This is a genomic window from Tistrella sp. (assembly GCF_002684955.1).
GTDB lineage: Bacteria > Pseudomonadota > Alphaproteobacteria > Tistrellales > Tistrellaceae > Tistrella > Tistrella mobilis.
In genome coordinates, this window is sequence record NZ_NYWI01000071.1 from 219,300 (window position 1) to 239,678 (window position 20,379).

Below are 20,379 nucleotides of genomic sequence, written 5' to 3' on the forward strand. Positions count from 1 at the left end.
TCCACCAGCCGAAGGGATCCGAGGTTCATCGTGGCCGAGGTCATCATCTATTCGACGCCGATCTGCCCCTATTGCGCGCGCGCCAAGGCGCTGCTGGAGCGGAAGGGCGTGAGCTACACCGATATCGACGTCTATGGCGACCGGTCGCTCCGTGCGGAAATGACCGAGAAGGCCGGCGGGCGGACCAGCGTGCCGCAGATCTTCATCGACGGCGCCCATGTCGGCGGCTGTGACGATCTTTATGCGCTGGAGCGTGCCGGCAAACTGGATCCGATGCTGGGGGCGGCGTGATCACCCGCGTCGCCTGCATCCAGACCACGGCAACGCCAGACATGGCGGCGGGGCTGGACCGGATCGCGGGTTTCGTCGCCGATGCGGCGGGCCAGGGCGCGCGGCTGGTGATGCTGCCCGAGATGTCGGCAATGCTGGCCCCCGGCCCCGAGCAACGCGCGGCCGCCCTGGCCGAAGCGGAGCATCCGGCGGTGGCGGCCTTTGCGCGCATGGCGCGGGAGGCGGGGATCTGGCTGCATTGCGGATCGATCGCGGTCGGCGCACCGGCCGCAGGCGACGACCGGCTCGCCAACCGGACGCTGGTCTTCGACCAGAACGGGGTGATCGTTGCCCGTTATGACAAGATCCACCTCTTCGACGTCGGCGATCTGGCCGACGGCCAGAGCTATCGCGAAAGCGACCGCTACCGTCCGGGCGATCAGGCCAGGGTGATCGACACCCCCGCCGGCCGGATGGGGCTCAGCATCTGCTACGACCTGCGCTTTCCCCATCTCTATCAGGCGCTGGCCGATGCCGGGGCAAGCGTGCTCGCCATTCCTGCGGCCTTCACGGTGCCGACCGGCCGGGCCCATTGGCATGCGCTGATGCGGGCACGGGCGATCGAGACCGGCTGCTGGGTGATGGCCCCTGCCCAGGCGGGCGAGCATTATCCCGGCCGCCGTACCTATGGTCACAGCCTGATCGTCTCGCCCTGGGGCGAGGTGGTGGCAGAGGCCGATGGGGAGAGCGAAGGCGTGATCCTGGCCGATCTGGATACCGATGCGGTGACGGCGGCGCGGAGCAAAGTGCCCTCGCTTGCCAACCGGCGCAGCTTCACCGGCCCCTGACCCGGGGCCGGCGTCAGCGAGTGGTCAGGCGGCGAGCATCGCCGCCAGCACCGGTGCCATCAGCACGTTGAACAATCCTGCCAGCACCATCACCAGGCCGGCGATCGAGCCTTCCTCGGTGCCGATCTGATGTGCCTTGGCGACGCCGGCGCCATGGGCGCCCATGCCGAACAGCGCACCGCGGGCAAGGCTGGAGCGGAGCGGCAGCCAGGTCAGCATGATCTCGCCGATGGCGGCACCACAGACGCCGGTCAGGATCACGAAGACTGCCGTCAGATCGGGCAGGCCGCCGATATCGTCGGACACCGCCATGGCGAAGGGCATGGTCACCGAGCGCGGCATCAGGCTGCGCGCCAGCTGGTCCGACAGGCCCAGCAGATGGGCCATGCCCCAGGCGCTGGCCATGGCGATCCCACTGCCGATGACCACGCCCAGCGTCAGGATCGGCCAGTAGCGGCGGATCACGGCCCGCCGTTCCCAGATCGGCAGGGCGAAGGCCACGGTGGCAGGGCCGACCATGATCGTCAGCCAGTGGCTGCCGCGGTTGTAGTCGCCATATCCCGCCTGCATGATGGTGGCGAGCAGGATCAGCAGGGCGGGGGTGACCAGCAGTGGCGAACTCCACCAGCGCGGCCGGATGCGGTTCAGGGCGCGGGCGCCGATATAGAAGGCGATGGTGGCGGCCGGCCAGAAGAGCAGGGTCGCCGGATCCTCAGGCAGGGTCATGGCGCGTCCTCAGGCGAAAGAAGAGTTCGACGGTCAGCGCCGTCGACACCATCACCATCAGCGTGCCGGTCATGATCACGGCCAGCAGCTTCAGGCCCAGCGTGCCCAGGAATTCGTGATGGTCGAGCACGGCCATCACCGCGGGCACGAAGAACAGCAGCATCTCGGCCAGCAGCCATTTTGCGCCCCGGCCCAGGCTGTCGGGCCGGATGCGATGGGTGGCGAGCAGAACCAGCACCGCGGCCATGCCCAGAATGCCGCCCGGCACCGGCAGCGCCAGTTGGCGCACCGCAGTCTCGCCCACGGCCCAGAAACCGGCCAGCAGCGTGATCTGCACCAGGCGGTTGCGGTGGAGCGTATGACGGATGGCGGCGGCGAGACGCTGGCGGCGCATGGGACGGACCCTCCATGGGTTTACGAGGGACAGTCTATGCTGCATTGCGGCATGGCGAAAATGAATTGATTGCATCTTAAAGATGCGTATAAGGAATGCCCATGGAACTGCGCACGCTCAGAGCATTCGTCGAGGTGGTCCGCCAGGGAGGTTTCTCCCAGGCGGCCAAGGTCGTGAACACCACCCAGCCGACCATCAGCAAGGCGGTCAGGCAGCTGGAGGACGATCTGGGCACGCCGCTGCTCGACCGGGTCGGCCATCGCAGCGAGCTGACCGAGGCCGGGCGGATCGTCTATCGCCGCGCCCTGTCGATGCTGGCCGAACGCGACGACATGATCGCCGAACTGGACGAGCTGCGCGGGCTGAAGCGCGGCACGCTCCGTCTGGGGCTGCCGCCGCTCGGCTCCGCCACGCTGTTCGCGCCGCTCTTCGCAATCTTCCGCAGCCGTTATCCGGGCATCGACATCGGGCTTGTGGAGCATGGCAGCAAGCGGCTGGAAGAGGTGCTGCTGGCGGGTGAGGTCGACATGGCGGCGTCCCTGCTGCCGGTCTCGGAAGAATTCGACTGGCAGGCCATCCGCGCCGAGCCCCTGACGGCGCTGCTCGCCCTCGACCATCCACTGGCCGAGGCGCCCAGGATCGACCTGTCCATGCTGGCCGAGCACCCGCTGATCCTGTTCGAAAGCGGCTTTGCGCTGAACAAGATCATTCTGGATGCCTGCCGTCGCCATGGCTTCCGCCCCAACATCGCCGCGCGCAGTGGCCAGATCGATTTCATCGTCGAACTGGCGGCGGCTGGCCTCGGCATCGCCTTCCTGCCGCGGATGATCGCCGAGCAGCGCCGTCATGCGGCGGTGCGTCTGGTGCCGCTCGACGATCCGGAAGCGCAGTGGCACATGGCCCTGATCTGGCGCCGTGGCGGCTATCTCTCCCATGCGGCGCGGGCCTGGCTGGCGCTGACCCGCGAGGTCCACGGCCACGGCTGACAGCATGCCGGCCGGGCATGGGTCATATTCAAACAATTCATTTTAAACCGGCCTTGCTGCGGCGCACTGTGAACGGCCCGGGTGCAGGCGACAAGCCGCCCCAGACCCACAGGAAGACCAAAGCCTATGGCCCGCCGCCTGTCCCTGCCGCCGCCCCTGATCGCGCTGGCGATCGCGTCTTTCGGCATCGGCACCACCGAATTCGTCATCATGGGCCTGCTGCCCGATGTCGCCCGTGATCTGGGGGTCGACATTCCGGCTGCCGGGCTGCTGGTGACCGGCTATGCCCTGGGCGTGACTTTCGGAGCGCCGGTGCTGGCGATTTCGACCGCGCGGCTGGAGCGGCGCACGGCGCTGCTGCTGCTGATCGGCATCTTCATTCTGGGCAATCTGCTCTGCGCGATCGCGCCCGATTATGCGCTGCTGATGGCGGCGCGGGTGGTGACGGCCTTCTGCCATGGTGCCTTCTTCGGCCTGGGTGCCGTGGTCGCGGCCCAGGTGGTGGCACCCGAGAAGCGGGCGCAGGCGATCGCAATCATGTTCTCGGGCCTTACCCTCGCCAATGTCCTGGGGGTGCCTTTCGGTACGGCGCTGGGGCAGGCGTTGGGCTGGCGCGCGACCTTCTGGGCGGTGGTCGCGATCGGGGTCTTTGCGGCGGCCGGCCTTTGGGCCTGGCTGCCGCGGGGGCTGCGCATCGGCTCGGCCGGTTTCCTGGGGGAGTTGCGCAGCCTCGGCCGCGCGCAGGTGCTGCTGGCGATGGCGATCAGCGTGCTTGCCTCCGCCAGCCTGTTCAGCGTCTTCACCTATATCGTCCCCATGCTCCAGGACGTGACCGGCATCGCGCCGGGCCGGGTCACCATCGTCCTGCTGCTGCTGGGCGTGGGGCTGACGGTCGGTAATCTGATCGGCGGCCGGTTGGGCGACTGGCGGCTGATGCCGGCGGTGATCGGCCTCTTCGCCGCCGTGATGGCGGTGCTCGGTACGTTCACCATCGGCGTCCATGCTGTCGTGCCGGCCGTGATCTGCGTCATCCTGTGGGGGGCGGTGGCCTTCGCGCTGGTTTCGCCGCTGCAGATGCGGGTGGTGAACGAGGCGCGCGGCGCCCCCAACCTGGCCTCCACCCTCAACCAGGGCGCCTTCAATCTGGGCAATGCCATCGGCGCCTGGGCCGGGGGCGTCGCCATCACTCATGGCCTGCCCTATGCCCAGATCCCCTGGATCGGGGTGGGGCTGGCTGCGGCCGGCATGGGGCTTGCGGCGGTGTCGCACCGCCTGGACCGTATGCCGCTCTTGCCTGAGGACCCCGCTCGTGCCATCTAAATCGCAACGGCCCTGCAATCTGCGGGGCCGGGAGAGCGGGAGAGCGGATCGGCGGCATGATCGTCTTCGACCTAAAATGCAGCGCGGGCCATCGTTTCGAGGCCTGGTTCAGGGACAGCGACACCTTCACGGCCCAGGCCGCGGCGGGTGAAGTCGCCTGCCCGGTCTGCGGTGATCAGAAGGTCGAGAAGGCATTGATGGCCCCCCGGCTCAATGTGCGCTCGCACGCCCGCGACGAGGCCGCGCCTGTGCCGGTGCCGACGGCTGCGGCAGAGGTGCCGCCGGCACAGCCGCCTGCCCCGGCCGATCCGGCCACCGAGCGGCTGATGGCCGTTCAGGGCGAGGTGATGAAGCGGCTGCGCGAGATCCGCCGAGAGGTGGAGGCGAATTGCGACTTCGTTGGCGACCGCTTCGCCGAAGAGGCTCGCAGCATGCATCTGGGCGAGACCCCTGCCCGCCCGATCTACGGCCAGACCACCGAGGCCGAGGCGGAAAGCCTGCGCGAGGATGGCGTTCCCTTTGCCGCCATCCCCTGGCTGCCGCGCGAGGACGGCTGACGACTTTTGTCGGCCAATATCATGCCGGCCGTCCGTCTGCGCCCGAGGCTTCCACGGTCGGCGCCGTCGCCCGCTTCAGCCGCCGGCCCAGCACCAGCGGTAGCACCGCGACCAGGGCGGCCGCGATCCAGAGCACGATCGAGATGGTGCTCTCGAACAGGATGCCGATATCGCCGCCGCTGATGGCGAGCGCATTGCGCAGGTTCACCTCCATCACCCGGCCGAGCACGAAGCCCAGGATGATCGGCGCCATGTCGAAGCCGGTCTTGCGCAGCAGCCAGCCGGCCATGCCGATGCCCAGCATCAGCAGCACCGAGAAGGCGGAGGCGTGGGTGGAGTAGACGCCCACGATCGACAGCACCAGAATGCCCGGCACCAGCACCCAGTTGGGCACCGTCAGCACCCGGGTGAAGATCCGGACCAGCGGCAGGTTCAGGGCCAGCAGCAGGATGTTGCCGATGAAGAGCGAGGCGATGAGCCCGCCGACGATTTCCGGCCGGTCGGTCATCAGCGTCGGGCCGGGCTGGATGTTGTAGAGCATCAGCGCCCCCAGCATCACCGCCGTCGTGCCGGATCCGGGCACGCCCAGTGTCAGCATGGGCACGAAGGCGCCGCAGGAGGTGGCGTTGTTGGCGGCTTCCGGTGCCACCAGTCCGCGCGGATCGCCCTTGCCGAAACTGCCCTCGCGGTCCGAGATCCGCTTTTCGGTCATATAGGCGATGGCGCTGGACACCGAGGCGCCGGTACCCGGCAGCACGCCGACCACGAAGCCGATGCCGCTGGAGCGCAGCGCCGTGCCGATGCCGCGACGGATGTCGGAAAGCCGCGCAGTCATCCGCCCCAGGCCGCGGATAATTTCCGCGCCGGCCGCCTGTTTCTCCAGCAGGATCAGCGCTTCCGAGATCGAGAACAGGCCGATCACGAGGACGACGAATTCGATGCCGTCGCCGAGTTCCGGCTCGCCGAAGGTGAAACGATAGGCGCCCGAGGTGGCATCCAGCCCGATGGTCGCCAGCATCAGGCCGAGCACGCAGCCGATCAGGGTCTTCACCGGCCGGGCGCCCATCATCGAGCCCAGGGTCGCGAAGGCGAAGACCATCAGCACGAAATACTCCGCCGGGCCGAAGCCGGTGGCGAGACCGGCCAGGACCGGTGCGAACAGGGCAAGGCCGGTCGCCCCGATGATGCCGCCGGTGAACGAGGCGAGGCCGCTCAACATCAGCGCCTCGCCGGCACGGCCCTGGCGGGCCATGGGATAGCCGTCGAGCGCCGTCATCACCGCGCCGGCATCCCCCGGCACGTTGAGCAGGATCGAGGAGATCCGTCCGCCATACTCGGCGCCGCAATAGATGGCGGCGAGCAGGATCATGGTGCTCTCGGGCGGCAGGCCCATGGTGTAGGCGATGGGCAGCAGCAGGGCGATGCCGTTGATCGGGCCGATCGCCGGCAGGGCGCCGATCATGGTGCCGAGAAAGCAGCCGATCAGGCCGATCAGCAGGTTCTGGAGGCTGAGCGCGACCGAGAACCCGTCCCAGAGATAATCGAAGGACATGGGTGATGAACTCCCCTCTCAGCCGAAGATGGCGCCGGTCGGCAGATAGACCTCGAGTGCGGCTACGAACACCGCCCACCAGAGGGCGGCATGCAGCACGCCACCGAAGGCCGCTCTGACCCATCCGGCGCCGAAGACGCGGGCGACGCCGGCGGTCAGGACGAAGATCGCGACCGGGAAGCCCAGCGGCTCCATCAGCAGGACGGATGCAACCGCCAGCGTCGGAATGGCCAGCGTGCGGCCGAGCAGGGCCCCTTTCGGCAGCTCCTCGGCACCTTCGGGCCGGCGCGCGAACAGCAGGGCAAGGACGGCAAGCGCGATGGCGAGGGCGACGGGGAAGACCCTGGGCCCCAGCGGATCGGAGGCGAAGGCATAGTCGATCCGCGCGCCGATCAGGCCATAGGCGACGGCGAGGAGAAAAAGGCAGGCCGCAGCGACCCTGCCGGTGGGCAGGTGGCCGCGGCCGGAACCGGTTGAGCCGCTCATGGCCTCACATCCCGGCTTCAGCGGCGATCTGCTTGAAGCGGGCGACGTCGGCCTGAACCTTCTTCTCGAAATCCGCGCCCAGCAGGGTAAAGGGGTAGAGCCCGCGGGCGGTGCGTTCCGCTTCGAATTCGGGGGTCTTCGACAGGGCCGCGAACTGGTCCACCCACCAGCGATAGTCGTCGTCCGACACGTCGTGGCCGATATAGTAGCCGCGCCAGACCGGCCATTCGATGTCGATGCCCTGTTCGCGCGCCGTCGGTACCCCGGCCAGGTCCCCCGGCAGGCGTTCCGGTGCCATCACCGCCAGGATGCGCACCTTGCCCGCCGCATGATGGCGGGCCATCTCGGCCGCATCGCCGGCACCGATGGCCACATGGCCGCCTTCAAGCGCCGTGAGCACCGCGCCGCCGCCCTCCAGCGCCACATAGCGCATGTCCCGGGCCGGATGGCCGGCTGCCTTGGCCAGCATCACGCCCTTCATCCAGTCCTGCGAGCCAACCGCGCCGCCACCGGCGACCGGGAACTTCGTCGGATCCTTGGCATAGGCGGCGATCAGTTCGGCCAGGGTCTGATAGGGCGAGTCGGCGGCCACCACGAGCACGCCGTAATCGGCGCCGAGCGCGCCCACCCACCGCACGGCGGTTTCGTCATAGCGGCCGAACTTACCCTGGGCCAGCAGCAGGGCCGAGCCCGAGGATGCGGCCGAGACCAGATTGGCGTCGGTGGCGCGCTTGCCGATCACATGGTTGTAGGCCACGGCGCCGACGCCGCCTTCCATATAGGTCACGATCATCGGCTGCGAGATCAGCTTCGTCTGCAGCATCGCATTGGCGATCAGCCGGCAGGTGAGATCGAACCCGCCACCCGGCTTGGCGCCGGCCAGACATTCCGGCCGGTCCGGTGCGGCCATGGCCGGCGGGGCCAGGGTCGTGGCGGTGATGGCGAGGCCGAGCCCAAGAAGGGGCAGCAGGGTGGTGATCTGGCGGCGCGGGGTGTTGCGGGGCATCTTCTGGTCTCCGATTGTCCGGATTTCTGGCAAGGAGGGCCCGTTACTCTCCACGGTCGTGAAGAGATCAAGACATGCAGGGGCAAATGCAGCTCCGATAATTGCGGGGCTGCAGATGCTTTGATTGATGTTTTTTGGGAAAACTAGGTCTTTGCCGCGTCGGGCAACATGATATCCTCCCCTTCATCTTCTGACGGATCCGTCTCTGCGGATTGTCCTGCATGATGGCGGGCGAAACTGTCAGGATCCTGTCTGACACCGGAGATCCTGAAACGGGTCGACAGTTCTCGCGGGAAGGGAATGCCCATGCGCATCCTGCTGGTGGAGGATACTCACGATGTCGGCGAGGCGATCTGCCGGCGGTTCGAGGCGATCGGCCACAGCGTCGACTGGGAGACGGACGGCACGGCGGCGGCCGAGATCCTGGACTTCACCGACTACGCGCTGGTGATCCTGGATGTGATGCTGCCCGGGCTCGACGGCTTCGAGATCCTGCGGCGGCTGCGGCGGGCCGGGAACACCACGCCGGTGCTGCTGCTGACCGCGCGATCCGAGGTGGAGGACCGGGTGGGCGGGCTCGACCTCGGCGCCGACGACTATCTGGTGAAGCCCTTCGACTTTCGGGAACTCGAGGCCCGGGCCCGGGTGCTGATGCGCCGCACGGCGGGCGAGGCGACCAATCTGCTCACCTGCGGTGATGTGATCATCGACCGGGCCGCCCGTCAGGTGCGGCTCGGCACCCGCGAAATCCCGCTCAAGCGCCGGGAGATGACCCTGCTCGAACTCTTCGCCGCCCGGCCCGGGCGGGTCTTCGGCAAGGACGAACTGCTCGACCAGCTGTTCGGCTTCGGCGAAGGGGCGAACCCGAACGCGATCGAGCTGTATGTCGGCCGGCTGCGCAAGAAGCTGGAGGGGGCGAAGGTGCGGATCGTAACCGTGCGGGGGGCCGGCTATCAGCTGGTGACCGATGACCTGGTCTGAGACGGGGGAGATGCGCCCCTCTCTCGCATCCAGACTGATGCTGCGCATCGGTGTTCTGGTTGCAGCCGGTGCGGTCATTCTGGTCACGGCCGCCTGGTATTATGCCCGGGCGGCGGCCGACGATGCCTATGACCGGCTGCTGGTCGGCGCCGTGCTGCAGATGACCGAGAGCCTGGCGGTGGAAGAGGGTGAGCTTACCGTCTCCCTGCCGGTTTCGGCCTTCGAATTGCTGGGGCTGGCGGGCCAGGACCGGATCTTCTATCGGGTGATCGACACCGCCGGCCGCACGCTGACCGGATATGACGATCTGGCGGTTCCGCCGGGGGCTGCCGGGGGGATGGGTGATCAGCCTCTGGTCACCGGCGGCCGCCATGGCGGGGAAGCGGTGCGGATGGCGGTGGCCGCGCGTCGCCTCACCGACCCCGCCATCAACGGCACGGCGCGGGTGGTCGTGGCACAGACCGAGCGGGCCCGCCGGGACCTCGCCCGTGAACTCACGCTCCGGGTGGTCGGGCTGGTGGTGGTGATGGCGGCGGTGGCGGTGGCCGGAACGATGCTTGCCATCCGCTACGCGCTCCGCCCCGTGCGGGGCATGGGCGAGGCGCTGGGCCGGCGCGACCCCCATGACCTGACGCCACTCTCGCCCGAGGTGCCGCGCGAACTCGCGCCCTTCGTCGGCTCGATCAACCATTTCATGGGACGGCTGGATCAGCGGGTGGGCGGGTTGCAGCGCTTCATCGCCGATGCCGCCCATCAGATCCGCACCCCCTTAACGGCGCTCTCGGCCCAGCTGGACCTGCTGGAGCCTGCGGTCGCGGGAGAGGACGGGCGCCGGCATCTCGCCCGGGTGCAGGACCGGCTGCGCGAGCTGTCGCGGCTGACCAATCAGCTGCTGAGCCATGCCATGGTCATTCATCGGGCCGATGTGGTGCAGCTGAAGGCGGTCGATCTGGTCGATGTCGCCCGGCGGGCCTTCCGCTCGGCGATCCCGATCACCATCGATCACGACACGCTCGTCTCCTTCGACGCGCCCCAGGGCCCGGTGATGGTGCTGGGCGATCCGGTCAGCCTGCGCGAGGCGATCGCCAATTGCATCGACAACGCCCTGACCCATGGTGTCGTCTCGCGGCTGGAGGTGCGGGTGGTGGTCCGCGACGGCCGGGCGATGATCGAGGTGGAGGATGACGGCCCGGGCATCCCGGCGGAGGACTGGCCGCATATGCTCCAGCGCTTCGCCACCACCCGCGCCGGCGATGGCGGTACCGGCCTCGGCTTCGCCATCGCCGCCGAGGTGATGGCGGCCCATGGCGGAGAGCTTGGTTTCCGCCGGCTTGAGGCGGGTGGTTTCGTGGTGGTTGCGGCCCTGCCGCAGCTGGCGGCCAGGGGAGGGCAGGCATGATCCGCCGGATGTCCGCGATCGTCGCGCTGGCATGGGCTCTGCTGGCGGCCGCACCGGCGGCGGCCCTTGAAGGCGAGACGGTGGTCTTCGCCGCCCCGACGGTCGAGACCGACCGGCTGGTCATTCATGCGGCGACGGATGTGGCGGCGATGGGGCCGCTGATCCGGGACTTTCAGGCCCGCAATCCCGGTGTGACGGTCGATTATATCGAATATGTCAGCAACAACCTTCAGGCTGCGGCGATCGCGGCCTGTACGGCCGGCGAACCGCTGGGAGATCTGCTGATCTCGCCCTCGGTCGACCAGTTGCTGAAGCTCGCCAATGACGGCTGCGCGCTGGCCCATCTCTCGTCCGAGACCGAGCGGGTGCCCGACTGGGCCAACTGGCGCAACGAGGTCTTCGGCTTCTCGATCGAGCCTGCGGTCTTCGTCTACAACGCCCGGCTGGTGCCGGAGGCAGAGGTGCCGCACACCCATGTCGAACTGGCCGATCTTCTGCGCCGCCGGATCGACCGTTATGCCGGCCGCGTCGGTACCTACGACATCCGGGTCTCTGGCATCGGCTATCTCTTCGCCTTCAACGACGCCCGCCAGACCACGACGATTTTCGGCCGGCTGCTGGAAAGCCTGGGCCGCGCCTCGGCGGTGGTGCGCTGCTGCACATCGGAAGTGGTGGCCGAGGTGGCGGCGGGCCGGCTGCTGATCGGCTACAACATGCTCGGCTCCTACGCCTATGCCGCAGCCCGAACCGACCCGGCGCTCCGGGTGGTGGTGCCGGCGGATTACGCGCTGGTGCTGGCGCGCGGCGCGCTCATCCCCGCCCATGGGGCGCGGCCGGATCTCGCCCGGCGCTTCCTCGACTACCTGCTGTCGGCGCGCGGCCAGGATGTGGTGCGGAACGAGGCCTTCTTTTTCTCGGAAACCGGCGCGATGCCCGCGGGCGTCGCCGGTCCGCGGGCGCTGGATGATGGCGGCATCGCCCGGCCGATCCGGATCGGCCCGGCCCTGCTTGCGGTTCAGGATGCGGCCCAACGCCGCCGCTTCATCCGCGACTGGAGCCGGTCGATGGTGGAGATGGGGGTGCCGCCCGCGCCATGATCCCGACCGCGATCGTGATTTCAGCCCGGCTTGCGGGCGGCGATGAAATAGTTGATGCCGAGCGAACCGCCGACCTGCCAGCCGGCGGCCGGATCCCGGTTCAGTCCTACCGCCTCGAACGGCCTGAGCCCGGCATTGCGCAGGCCGCGGGCGAGTTCAGATGGGCGCAGGAATTTGCGCCAGTCATGGGTGCCGCGCGGCACCCAGCGCAGCACGTATTCCGCCGCCACGATCGCGCCCAGGAAGCTCTTGGGCGTGCGGTTGAGCGTCGAGGCGATCAGCACGCCGCCGGGCTTGAGCAGCCGGGCGGCGCTGGTGAGGAAGAGGTCCGGATCGGCGACATGCTCGACGATTTCGAGCGTAAGCACCACGTCGAAGGCCTCGGTCTCGCCGGCGGCGACCAGATCCTCGACCGCGGCCGCACGGTAGGTGATGTCGAGCCCGGCATCGGCGGCATGGGCGGAGGCGACCGCGATGTTGCGTGCCCCGGCATCGAGACCGGTCACCGCCGCGCCCAGCCGTGCCAGCGGTTCCGAGACCAGGCCGCCGCCGCAGCCGATATCGATGATGGCAAGCCCGTCGAGCGGGCGCATGCCGTCGACCGGCCGGCCAAGCGTCTTGCACACCGTGTCCCGGATATAGCCGATCCGGGCCGGGTTGAGCGCGTGGAGCGGCGCGAAGGGCCCGGACGGATCCCACCATTCCTCCGCCATCCGGGTGAAGGTGTCGATCTCGCGGGCGTCGACGGTTCCGGTGGCGGGGGCAGGGGTCATGACCTGAATTTTCCTCGGGCTCGGCATCGGCTGGATCACCGGTGCGCATCCTTGCACGGCCCGGCAGGGGAGAGTATGAATATGCGCCCTGCAAGCGACAAGGGCTTGACGGCGGCGGCATTCGCGGAAACGGCCCGAAAAAACGGCCCTCACACCAGAAAACGGCCCTGGTCCCTTGCCTTGCCCGGCGGGATCGGCCGACACGACGGAGCGGACCCACATGGCGCGCATCGTGATGAAGTTCGGCGGCACTTCGGTCGGCGACATCGAGCGGATCAAGAATGTCGCCAGGCGCGTCAAATCCGAGGTGGATGCCGGCAACGAGGTGGCCGTGGTGGTCTCGGCGATGGCCGGGACGACCAACCAGCTGGTTGCCTGGTGCCGTGAGGCCGATCTGGTCCACGATGCCCGCGAATACGACACCGTGGTCGCCTCGGGCGAGCAGGTGACCGTGGGCCTGCTGTCGATCGCCCTTCAGGCGATCGGCGTCCATGCCCGGTCGTGGCTGGGCTGGCAGATCCCGATCCGCACCGACGATGCCCATGGCCGCGCCCGGATCGAGGCGATCGAGGGCGGCGAGCTGATCGCCCGCATGGGCCGTGGCGAAGTGCCGGTGGTTGCCGGTTTCCAGGGCGTTTCGCCCACCGGCCGTATCACCACGCTCGGCCGTGGCGGCTCCGACACCTCGGCCGTGGCGCTGGCTGCGGCCCTCAAGGCTGACCGCTGCGACATCTACACCGATGTCGACGGCGTCTACACAACTGATCCGCGCATCGTTGCGAAGGCGCGGAAGCTTGATAAGATCACGTTCGAGGAAATGCTGGAAATGGCCTCCCTCGGAGCGAAGGTCCTGCAGACCCGCTCGGTCGAGATGGCCATGAAGCATGGTGTACGCGTACAGGTTCGCTCCACCTTCTCGGACGCGCCCGGCACCCTGGTCGTTGACGAGGACGAGATCATGGAACAGAAGCTGGTGAGCGGCATCGCGTACAGCCGCGATGAGGCCAAGATCACCCTGGTGCGTGTGCCCGACCATCCGGGCATTGCGGCACATGTCTTTGGCCCGCTTGCCAAGGCCGGTGTCAATGTCGACATCATCGTCCAGAACGTGTCGGAAGACGGCCGGGCGACCGACCTGACCTTCACGGTCGGCAAGGCCGATATGGAGCGGGCGCTGAAGGTGCTGGACGAGGCCCGGGCCGAGATCGGTTGCGAGCGCGTCGACAGCGACCCCAATGTGGCCAAGGTTTCGGCGATCGGCGTCGGCATGCGCAGCCATGCCGGCATCGCCTCGCAGATGTTCGACGCGCTGGCGCGCAAGGGCATCAACATCATGGTGATCTCGACCTCCGAGATCAAAATCAGCGTGCTGGTGGCCGAGGAGTACACCGAGCTGGCGGTGCGCGCCCTGCATGCGGAGTACGGTCTGGATGCCGCTTGATCGGCCGGCTGTGCGGCCCGGGACGACGGGTCGCCCAAGGCTTGACCATATCTGGCACCGCGGCACCTCGCCCGCGGGAGTGCATGATGCCGGCCGGGACGATGGCGCATCACGGATCTCCGTGCGCCATCCGGCCCCGGCCCGGCGGCGCGCGACCCTCGGACGTCACCGCCTGACCCGCGCGGACGGAACATGAGCGCGCCGGCGTCGGCCATCCCGGGACCGCGCCGCCTGCTCAGGCGGCTGCGCGACGTCATGGCCGCGCCCGGGACCGCGCAGTCCCGTCTCAACCAGGTCGTGCTGGTCATTGCCGCCGACATGGTCGCCGAGGTGTGCTCGATCTACGTCCGCCGCGCCGGCGACGTGCTCGAACTCTTCGCGACCGAAGGTCTCAATCCCGAAGCCGTCCACAAGACCCGGCTGCGGGTGGGTGAGGGCCTGGTCGGCCATATCGCTGCCCAGGCGAGCGCACTCTCGCTCTCCGATGCGCAGTCGCATCCCGATTTCGCCTACCGGCCCGAGACCGGCGAAGAGATCTACCACTCCCTGATGGGCGTGCCGATCCTGCGCTCCGGCCGGGTGGTGGGCGTGCTGGTGGTGCAGAACCGCACCCGGCGCAATTATGCCGAGGAGGAGCTCGAAGCCCTCCAGACCGTCGCCATGGTCCTGGCCGAGCTGATCGGCGCCGGCGATCTGGTCAACCCGTCGGAATTCCTGGAAGCCGAGGGCAATGCCACGCTGCCGCAGCGCGCCGAAGGCGTGCGGCTGGCCGATGGCGTCGCCATGGGCATTGCGGTGCTGCATCGCCAGGCGATCGAGGTCCGCCAGCTGGTGGCCGAAGACCCCGAGGTCGAGGCCGAGCGGCTTGCCGAGGCGCTGGAGCGGCTCAGGGCCTCGGTCGACCGCATGCTGGCCCGGCCGGACATCGCCATCGGCGGCGAGCATCGCGAGGTGCTCGAGACCTATCGGATGTTTGCCCATGACCGGGGCTGGATCTCGAAAATCAACGACGCCATCCGCAACGGCCTGACGGCCGAGGCCGCGGTCAAGCGCACGCTCGACGACATGCGTGTCCGGCTGAATGCCTCGGGCGACCCGTATCTGCGCGAGCGGGTGCTGGACCTTGAAGACATCGCCGGCCGGCTGCTCGGCCTGCTGAACGGCGAGCCCGAGCCCCAGACCCGCGAGCTGCCCGACGACATGGTGGTCGTGGCCCGCGCCATGGGGCCGGCGGAGCTGCTCGACTACGACCGCACCCGCCTGCGCGGGCTCGTGCTGGAGGAAGGCTCGGCCACCGCGCATGTGGCGATCGTGGCCCGGGCGCTCGACATTCCGGTTCTGGGCCGGGTGGACGGGGCGTTGAGCCGCATCACACCCGGTGACCCGGTGATCGTCGATGCCGACAACAACCAGCTGATCATCCGGCCGGGCGAGGATGTGGTCGATGCGGTGCAGCTGACGCTGGCCGCCCGGGCAGAACGCAAGGCCGCATTCGCCGCCCTGCGCCACATGCCGTCGATCACCCGTGACGATGTGCGGGTCAACCTGCTGATGAATGCGGGTCTGCTGGCCGATATGGGCATGCTGGGGGAAAGCGGCGCCGAGGGAATCGGTCTCTACCGCACCGAATTGTTCTTCATGGTGCGCTCGCAGATCCCCGATGTCGCGGCGCAGGCGGATCTTTATGCCCGCGTGCTCGACCAGTCGGGAGAGAAGCCGGTCTATTTCCGGACCCTCGATGTCGGCTCGGACAAGCAGCTGCCCTATTTCAACCACCGCCCGGAAGAAAACCCGGCGATGGGCTGGCGTTCGCTGCGCCTGACGCTCGACCGGCCGGCGATGCTGCGCCGCCAGGTGCGGGCCCTGCTGATGGCGAGCGCCGGCCGGCAGCTGAACATCATGTTTCCGATGGTCGCCGAGGTGGCCGAATTCGATGCCGCCCGTCGGCTGGTGCAGATGGAAGTGGCGCGGGCCCGCCGCCAGCACCAGAGCCTGCCGTCGCAGGTGCGGGTGGGGACGATGCTGGAAGTGCCGGCGCTGGCCTGGCAGCTGAAACCGCTGCTGGAGCGGGTGGATTTCATTTCGGTCGGCTCCAACGACCTGCTGCAGTTCTTCTTCGCCTGCGACCGCGGCAATCCGGAGCTGGCCGACCGCTACGACCTGCTGTCGCCTGCGGTGCTGGGCTTCCTGCGCAATCTGGTCGATGCCTGCGCCCGGGCCGATGTGGAGCTGTCGCTGTGCGGCGAAATGGCCAGCCGGCCGCTGGAGGCGATGGCGCTGATCGGCCTGGGGTTCCGCCGGATGTCGATGCCGGCCGGCGCGATCGGGCCGGTGAAGGCGATGGTCCGCAGCCTCGATCGGGGCCATCTGGCGTCTTATATGGACACGCTGCTCGATCTGCCCGACCATTCGGTCCGCGATCGGCTGATGGCCTTTGCCCACGATCACGGTATCGCGATCTGAGCCCGGTTTTCACTGGTTTATCCCAGGCTTGCGCTTCGGGCCGGCGGGCCCGCCATCCCAGCCCTCCCCTTGCACTCGGGCGCGACGGGGAGTAGGGTCGGCGCAATTCGGCACCGCAAAAAAGACAGGGGGCGTCCGCTGCGCACCGCCATCCGGCCGGGCCGGCGGCGATGATGTCCGCATTGACGGCTGCCTGCCCCTGCCCCACCTTGAAACTCACGCGGGTGCCGCCCGCATCCTGACCCTGCGACCGGAGCGATCGAGACAGCCGATGGCGCGCCAAACGTCCAACAGCAGCCGCCTGCACCTCTACGACGTGAACGCCGGAGAGGCCGGAGGGTCCGGTGGCGGCCCTACCGGCGGGTCCGGCGACTATGCCGGTGTCGGCGCGCTGTTGAAACGCGAGCGCCTGCGCCAGGGGCACGACATCGCCCAGGTCGCCGACCAGCTGCGCATCCGCCGCCTCTATCTCGAGGCGCTGGAGGAAGGCCGCTATGCCGAGCTGCCGGCGCCTGCCTATGTGATGGGCTTCCTGCGCTCTTACGGGGCCTTCCTCGGCCTGGATGTGCCCGAGTTGCTGCGTCGCTACAAGGCCGAGGGGCAGCATGTGCCCCAGACCAACACGCTCGATTTTCCGACGCCGGCCGAAGAAGGCCAGATGCCGCGCTTCACGGTGATCGTGGTCGCCGTCGTGCTGGCCGTGATCGCCTATGGCGGCTGGCGGTATTTCGGCGAGACCCCGAACCAGATCGCCGACACCGTCGCCGAGGTGCCGGCCTATCTGCTCCAGTCGGGCGGCGAGGGGCGTGATGCCGCCCAGGTCGGCGCCGGCACGACGGCCGGGCAGACGGCCACCACGGCCGACGACCGCGCCGCTGCCGAGGTGACCGATCGCCAGACCGACGAAGCCGAGGCCGCCGATGCCGCATCCTCGGCGGCGGCACCGGTCACCTCGTCGCCGGCAGCCCCGTCATCAACGGCCCCGGCACCCACGACCTCGGCACCCACCGCTCAGGCACCAACGACATCGGCCCCCGCAGCGCCGGCCCCGGCGGCTGCGCCGACTGCGACTGCCCAGGCGCCTTCTGCATCGGCCCCGTCTGCGTCGTCTCCTGCGGCCCAGGCTCCGGCAGCTCAGGCTCCGGCAGCTCAGGCTCCGGCAGCTCAGGCGCCTGCCGCCCCGGCCGCGTCGACGCCGGCACCCGCGGCGCCGGCCTCGGGCAGTGGCATTCGTATCGTCGCCACCGCCGACAGCTGGCTGCAGATCCGTGCGCCCGGTGGTGGCACCGTGTTCAGCCGCATCCTGCGGGCCGGCGAGACCTACGACCTTCCGCCCGACGCGGTCGGCGCCAGCATGATCACCGGCAATGCCGGCGGCATCGAGATCCAGGTCGACGGCCGTACCCTGCCGCCGCTCGGGGCGGCGGGTGTCGTGAAGCGCAATATCGTCCTCGACCGGCAGGCGCTGCAGGCCGCGGCGGGCTGAGAGGGGCGGCTGTATCTCCGCCGCCGCCCTGGCCCGGCTCCATGAGGCTTGCCGGCCATGGCCGCGGCTGATAAGTCCTTCAACGTCCGGCATCCGCGGCCGATCTGCCGTCCGCGGGCCATGATCAGCGACGGAAGCCATCATGACCGTCAGAGCTTATCGCCATATCGAGCGGCGCCAGAGCCGCAAGATCCGGGTCGGTCCGGTCGAGGTCGGCGGTGACGCACCGATTTCGGTGCAGACCATGACCAACACCCAGACCCCGGATGTGGAAGGCACGCTCGATCAGATCCGTCGCGCGGCAGAGGCCGGTGCCGATATCGTGCGGGTGTCCTGCCCCGACGAAGACTCGACCGCGGCGCTGAAGCAGATCGTGGCCGGCAGCCCGGTGCCGATCGTTGCCGACATCCATTTCCACTATCGCCGCGCCATCGAGGCGGCCGAGGCGGGGGCGGCGTGCCTGCGCATCAACCCCGGCAATATCGGCTCGGCCACCCGCGTGCGCGAGGTGGTGAAGGCGGCGAAGGATCACGGCTGTTCGATCCGCATCGGCGTCAATGCCGGCAGCCTGGAGCGGGAACTGCTGGAGCGCTATGGCGAGCCCTGCCCCGAGGCGATGGTCGAAAGCGCGCTCAACCACATCCGCATCCTTGAAGAGAACGACTTTTTCGAAACCAAGATCAGCGTGAAGGCCTCCGACGTCTTCCTGGCGGTCGCGGCCTATCAGGGCCTGGCGGAGGCCTGCGACTACCCGCTGCATCTGGGCATCACCGAGGCGGGTGGTCTTCGCTCCGGTACGGTCAAATCCTCGATCGGCCTCGGCATGCTGCTCTGGTCGGGCATCGGCGACACCATCCGGGTCTCGCTCTCGGCCGATCCGGTCGAAGAGGTGAAGGTCGGCTACGACATCCTGAAGAGCCTGGGGCTGCGCCGGCGCGGGGTGACCATCGTGTCCTGCCCCTCCTGCGCCCGGCAGCGCTTCCAGGTGATCGACACGGTCGCAAAGCTGGAAGACCGGCTGGGCCACATCACCGTGCCGATCTCGCTGTCGGTGATCGGCTGTGTGGTCAATGGCCCGGGCGAGGCGCGCGAAACCGAGATAGGCGTCACCGGCGGCGGCGGCCATCATCTGGTCTATATCAACGGCGCACCCGACCATAAGGTCGGCGATGACCGGTTGATCGACCATATCGTCGAACTGGTCGAGGCCCGCGCCGCGGCGATCGCCGCCGGTGACACCGCCATGACCACGCTGAAGCGGAAGGTCGCGGCCGAGGGCTGACCCCGGCGACCCTGCACCTTTCCTTCCCGGACATCCCAGAACCTGCCTGACGGAGACCCCCAGCCTTGGCCAAGCTGCAGCCGGTGCGCGGCACCCACGACATCCTGCCCGACGAGATGCCGCGCTATCGCAATGTCTTCGATGCGGTGGCCCATGTCGGCGCCACCTATGGCTATGGCGAGATCGCGACTCCGATCTTCGAATTCACCGAGGTGTTCAAGCGCACCCTGGGCGACACGTCGGACGTGGTGACGAAGGAGATGTACACCTTCGCCGATCGCGGCGGGGAGGGGTTGACGCTCCGCCCCGAGGGCACGGCCGGCGTCGCCCGGGCGGTCATTTCCGGCGGGCTGCTGCAGCAGGTGCCGCTCAAATATTTCTATCGCGGCCCGATGTTCCGCTACGAACGCCCGCAGAAGGGCCGCATGCGGCAGTTCCACCAGATCGGTGTCGAGCTGCTGGGCGTGCCCGAACCCAGCGGCGATATCGAAGTCATCGCCCTCGGCGCCGATATTCTCGACCGGTTGGGCGTACTGGGCGACACCATGCTCGAGATCAACACGATCGGCGACATGGAGAGCCGCAACGCCTATCGCACGGCGCTGGTCGCCTATCTGGAGGGCCATATCGACCGCCTCTCCGATGACAGCCGCGAGCGGCTGCACCGCAATCCGCTGCGGGTGCTGGACAGCAAGGATGCCGGCGACCGCGAGGTGGTGGCGAACGCACCCCGCTTCGACGACTACCTGACGCCCCATGCCGCCGATTTCTTCGCGACGGTCCTGGCCGGGCTCGACCGGCTGGGCATCCCCTACCGCCGCAATGTCTATCTGGTGCGGGGGCTCGACTATTACTGCCACACCACCTTCGAATTCGTGACCGACCGGCTGGGCGCCCAGGGCACCGTGCTCGCCGGCGGCCGCTATGACGGGCTGATCGGCCAGATGGGCGGTGCCGAGACCCCGGGCGTCGGCTGGGCGGCCGGCGTCGAGCGGCTGTCGCTGCTGGCCGAGCCGCCGGCGGCCACCATCCGTCCGGTGGCGCTTGTGCCGCTGGGCCCGGCTGCCGAGGCCGAGGCGATGGTGCTGGCGCGCCGGCTGCGCAAGGCCGGTGTCGTGGTCGATCTCGGCTATGGCGGCAATCTGAAGAAGCGCATGAAGCGCGCCGACCGTGTGGGTGCCGCCCAGGCGGTGATCTTCGGTGATGACGAGCTTGCCCGCGGTGCCGCCCAGCTGAAGAGCCTGGACGACGGCGCCCAGACCGAGGTGGCGCTCGCCGATCTCGTCGACCGCCTGGCCGCGCGGGGCTGACC

19 protein-coding genes are annotated in these 20,379 nt (G+C 68.7%); 13 read left to right on the forward strand and 6 right to left on the reverse strand.

Annotation, left to right across the window (positions count from 1 at the left end; translation table 11 throughout):
• The first annotated feature begins 30 nt into the window (after positions 1–30).
• Both grxC and CMO28_RS22590 read left to right on the forward strand, forming a co-directional pair.
• A complete protein-coding gene (gene grxC, locus CMO28_RS22585) occupies positions 31–291 on the forward strand; it encodes a glutaredoxin 3 (protein ID WP_014743878.1) in 261 nt (86 codons plus the stop codon).
• On the forward strand, positions 288–1,118 hold the full coding sequence (locus CMO28_RS22590) for a carbon-nitrogen hydrolase family protein (protein WP_296717363.1): 831 nt from the start codon (positions 288–290) through the stop codon (positions 1,116–1,118). Before grxC ends, CMO28_RS22590 begins: the two co-directional genes overlap by 4 nt.
• 24 nt (positions 1,119–1,142) lie before the next feature.
• Here the strand turns inward: CMO28_RS22590 and CMO28_RS22595 are convergent, their stop codons facing one another.
• Both CMO28_RS22595 and CMO28_RS22600 read right to left on the reverse strand, forming a co-directional pair.
• A complete protein-coding gene (locus CMO28_RS22595; protein ID WP_062768114.1) occupies positions 1,143–1,844 on the reverse strand; it encodes an LrgB family protein in 702 nt (233 codons plus the stop codon).
• Positions 1,831–2,238: a CidA/LrgA family protein gene (locus CMO28_RS22600; protein WP_062768117.1), complete on the reverse strand. Its 408-nt coding sequence runs from the start codon at positions 2,236–2,238 to the stop codon at positions 1,831–1,833. The genes CMO28_RS22595 and CMO28_RS22600 overlap by 14 nt, the downstream gene beginning before the upstream one ends.
• A 101-nt stretch (positions 2,239–2,339) precedes the next feature.
• On the opposite strand from CMO28_RS22600, the gene CMO28_RS22605 reads away from it, so the two are divergent.
• The 3 genes from CMO28_RS22605 to CMO28_RS22615 all read left to right on the forward strand — a co-directional run bounded on the left by CMO28_RS22605 (position 2,340) and on the right by CMO28_RS22615 (position 5,101).
• Complete coding sequence (locus CMO28_RS22605) at positions 2,340–3,224, forward strand: LysR family transcriptional regulator (protein ID WP_062768121.1); 885 nt, start codon at positions 2,340–2,342, stop codon at positions 3,222–3,224.
• A gap of 144 nt (positions 3,225–3,368) precedes the next feature.
• Positions 3,369–4,544: an MFS transporter gene (locus CMO28_RS22610; RefSeq protein WP_322111403.1), complete on the forward strand. Its 1,176-nt coding sequence runs from the start codon at positions 3,369–3,371 to the stop codon at positions 4,542–4,544.
• A gap of 56 nt (positions 4,545–4,600) precedes the next feature.
• The gene (locus CMO28_RS22615) at positions 4,601–5,101 is read left to right on the forward strand and encodes a DUF1178 family protein (RefSeq protein ID WP_296717365.1); all 501 of its coding nucleotides are present in this window, start codon (positions 4,601–4,603) and stop codon (positions 5,099–5,101) included.
• Positions 5,102–5,120: 19 nt separating this feature from the next.
• On the opposite strand, the gene CMO28_RS22620 is transcribed toward CMO28_RS22615, so the two are convergent.
• Genes CMO28_RS22620 through CMO28_RS22630 form a run of 3 tightly spaced genes read right to left on the reverse strand, consistent with a single transcriptional unit; the run spans position 5,121 to position 8,145 of the window.
• Positions 5,121–6,653: a tripartite tricarboxylate transporter permease gene (locus tag CMO28_RS22620; protein WP_296717366.1), complete on the reverse strand. Its 1,533-nt coding sequence runs from the start codon at positions 6,651–6,653 to the stop codon at positions 5,121–5,123.
• 18 nt (positions 6,654–6,671) lie between these two features.
• Entirely contained in the window at positions 6,672–7,139 is a 468-nt protein-coding gene (locus CMO28_RS22625) for a tripartite tricarboxylate transporter TctB family protein (RefSeq protein WP_296717367.1), read from the reverse strand.
• A 4-nt stretch (positions 7,140–7,143) separates the two neighbouring features.
• Positions 7,144–8,145, reverse strand: coding sequence for a Bug family tripartite tricarboxylate transporter substrate binding protein (locus tag CMO28_RS22630; protein ID WP_296717368.1), 1,002 nt, complete (start codon positions 8,143–8,145; stop codon positions 7,144–7,146).
• A 306-nt stretch (positions 8,146–8,451) separates the two neighbouring features.
• Here CMO28_RS22630 and CMO28_RS22635 point away from each other — a divergent pair, with 306 nt between their 5' ends.
• From CMO28_RS22635 to CMO28_RS22645, 3 genes are read left to right on the forward strand one after another with little or no spacing between them, the layout of a single operon-like run.
• Positions 8,452–9,126 carry a response regulator transcription factor gene (locus CMO28_RS22635; RefSeq protein WP_296717369.1) on the forward strand — a complete coding sequence of 225 codons (675 nt, stop codon included), beginning with the start codon at positions 8,452–8,454 and terminating at the stop codon, positions 9,124–9,126.
• A gap of 10 nt (positions 9,127–9,136) precedes the next feature.
• Positions 9,137–10,525, forward strand: a complete 1,389-nt coding sequence (locus tag CMO28_RS22640) for a sensor histidine kinase (RefSeq protein WP_296717372.1) — start codon at positions 9,137–9,139, stop codon at positions 10,523–10,525.
• The gene (locus CMO28_RS22645) at positions 10,522–11,622 is read left to right on the forward strand and encodes an ABC transporter substrate-binding protein (RefSeq protein WP_296717375.1); all 1,101 of its coding nucleotides are present in this window, start codon (positions 10,522–10,524) and stop codon (positions 11,620–11,622) included. Before CMO28_RS22640 ends, CMO28_RS22645 begins: the two co-directional genes overlap by 4 nt.
• 20 nt (positions 11,623–11,642) lie before the next feature.
• Here the strand turns inward: CMO28_RS22645 and ubiG are convergent, their stop codons facing one another.
• Positions 11,643–12,395 carry a bifunctional 2-polyprenyl-6-hydroxyphenol methylase/3-demethylubiquinol 3-O-methyltransferase UbiG gene (gene ubiG, locus CMO28_RS22650; RefSeq protein WP_041604786.1) on the reverse strand — a complete coding sequence of 251 codons (753 nt, stop codon included), beginning with the start codon at positions 12,393–12,395 and terminating at the stop codon, positions 11,643–11,645.
• A 220-nt stretch (positions 12,396–12,615) separates the two neighbouring features.
• Between ubiG and CMO28_RS22655 the strand changes: the two genes are divergently transcribed.
• From CMO28_RS22655 to hisS, 5 genes are all read left to right on the forward strand, one after another.
• The gene (locus CMO28_RS22655) at positions 12,616–13,836 is read left to right on the forward strand and encodes an aspartate kinase (RefSeq protein WP_296717379.1); all 1,221 of its coding nucleotides are present in this window, start codon (positions 12,616–12,618) and stop codon (positions 13,834–13,836) included.
• Positions 13,837–14,028: 192 nt separating this feature from the next.
• Positions 14,029–16,299 carry a phosphoenolpyruvate--protein phosphotransferase gene (gene ptsP, locus CMO28_RS22660; RefSeq protein WP_296717381.1) on the forward strand — a complete coding sequence of 757 codons (2,271 nt, stop codon included), beginning with the start codon at positions 14,029–14,031 and terminating at the stop codon, positions 16,297–16,299.
• A 271-nt stretch (positions 16,300–16,570) separates the two neighbouring features.
• Entirely contained in the window at positions 16,571–17,785 is a 1,215-nt protein-coding gene (locus CMO28_RS22665) for a helix-turn-helix domain-containing protein (protein WP_296717383.1), read from the forward strand.
• 142 nt (positions 17,786–17,927) lie between these two features.
• On the forward strand, positions 17,928–19,067 hold the full coding sequence (gene ispG, locus CMO28_RS22670) for a flavodoxin-dependent (E)-4-hydroxy-3-methylbut-2-enyl-diphosphate synthase (RefSeq protein ID WP_296717384.1): 1,140 nt from the start codon (positions 17,928–17,930) through the stop codon (positions 19,065–19,067).
• A gap of 65 nt (positions 19,068–19,132) precedes the next feature.
• On the forward strand, positions 19,133–20,377 hold the full coding sequence (hisS, locus tag CMO28_RS22675; protein WP_062768157.1) for a histidine--tRNA ligase: 1,245 nt from the start codon (positions 19,133–19,135) through the stop codon (positions 20,375–20,377).
• Positions 20,378–20,379 lie beyond the last annotated feature (2 nt).

Coding starts and splice junctions, on each gene's coding strand:
- CMO28_RS22595 (WP_062768114.1), bottom strand. CDS start 1,844: ATGACCCTGCCTGAGGATCCGGCGACCCTGCTCTTCTGGCCGGCCGCC.
- CMO28_RS22600 (WP_062768117.1), bottom strand. CDS start 2,238: ATGCGCCGCCAGCGTCTCGCCGCCGCCATCCGTCATACGCTCCACCGC.
- CMO28_RS22605 (WP_062768121.1), top strand. CDS start 2,340: ATGGAACTGCGCACGCTCAGAGCATTCGTCGAGGTGGTCCGCCAGGGA.
- CMO28_RS22615 (WP_296717365.1), top strand. CDS start 4,601: ATGATCGTCTTCGACCTAAAATGCAGCGCGGGCCATCGTTTCGAGGCC.
- CMO28_RS22620 (WP_296717366.1), bottom strand. CDS start 6,653: ATGTCCTTCGATTATCTCTGGGACGGGTTCTCGGTCGCGCTCAGCCTC.
- CMO28_RS22625 (WP_296717367.1), bottom strand. CDS start 7,139: ATGAGCGGCTCAACCGGTTCCGGCCGCGGCCACCTGCCCACCGGCAGG.
- CMO28_RS22630 (WP_296717368.1), bottom strand. CDS start 8,145: ATGCCCCGCAACACCCCGCGCCGCCAGATCACCACCCTGCTGCCCCTT.
- CMO28_RS22635 (WP_296717369.1), top strand. CDS start 8,452: ATGCGCATCCTGCTGGTGGAGGATACTCACGATGTCGGCGAGGCGATC.
- CMO28_RS22640 (WP_296717372.1), top strand. CDS start 9,137: ATGCGCCCCTCTCTCGCATCCAGACTGATGCTGCGCATCGGTGTTCTG.
- CMO28_RS22645 (WP_296717375.1), top strand. CDS start 10,522: ATGATCCGCCGGATGTCCGCGATCGTCGCGCTGGCATGGGCTCTGCTG.
- ubiG (WP_041604786.1), bottom strand. CDS start 12,395: ATGACCCCTGCCCCCGCCACCGGAACCGTCGACGCCCGCGAGATCGAC.
- CMO28_RS22655 (WP_296717379.1), top strand. CDS start 12,616: ATGGCGCGCATCGTGATGAAGTTCGGCGGCACTTCGGTCGGCGACATC.
- ptsP (WP_296717381.1), top strand. CDS start 14,029: ATGAGCGCGCCGGCGTCGGCCATCCCGGGACCGCGCCGCCTGCTCAGG.
- CMO28_RS22665 (WP_296717383.1), top strand. CDS start 16,571: ATGGCGCGCCAAACGTCCAACAGCAGCCGCCTGCACCTCTACGACGTG.
- ispG (WP_296717384.1), top strand. CDS start 17,928: ATGACCGTCAGAGCTTATCGCCATATCGAGCGGCGCCAGAGCCGCAAG.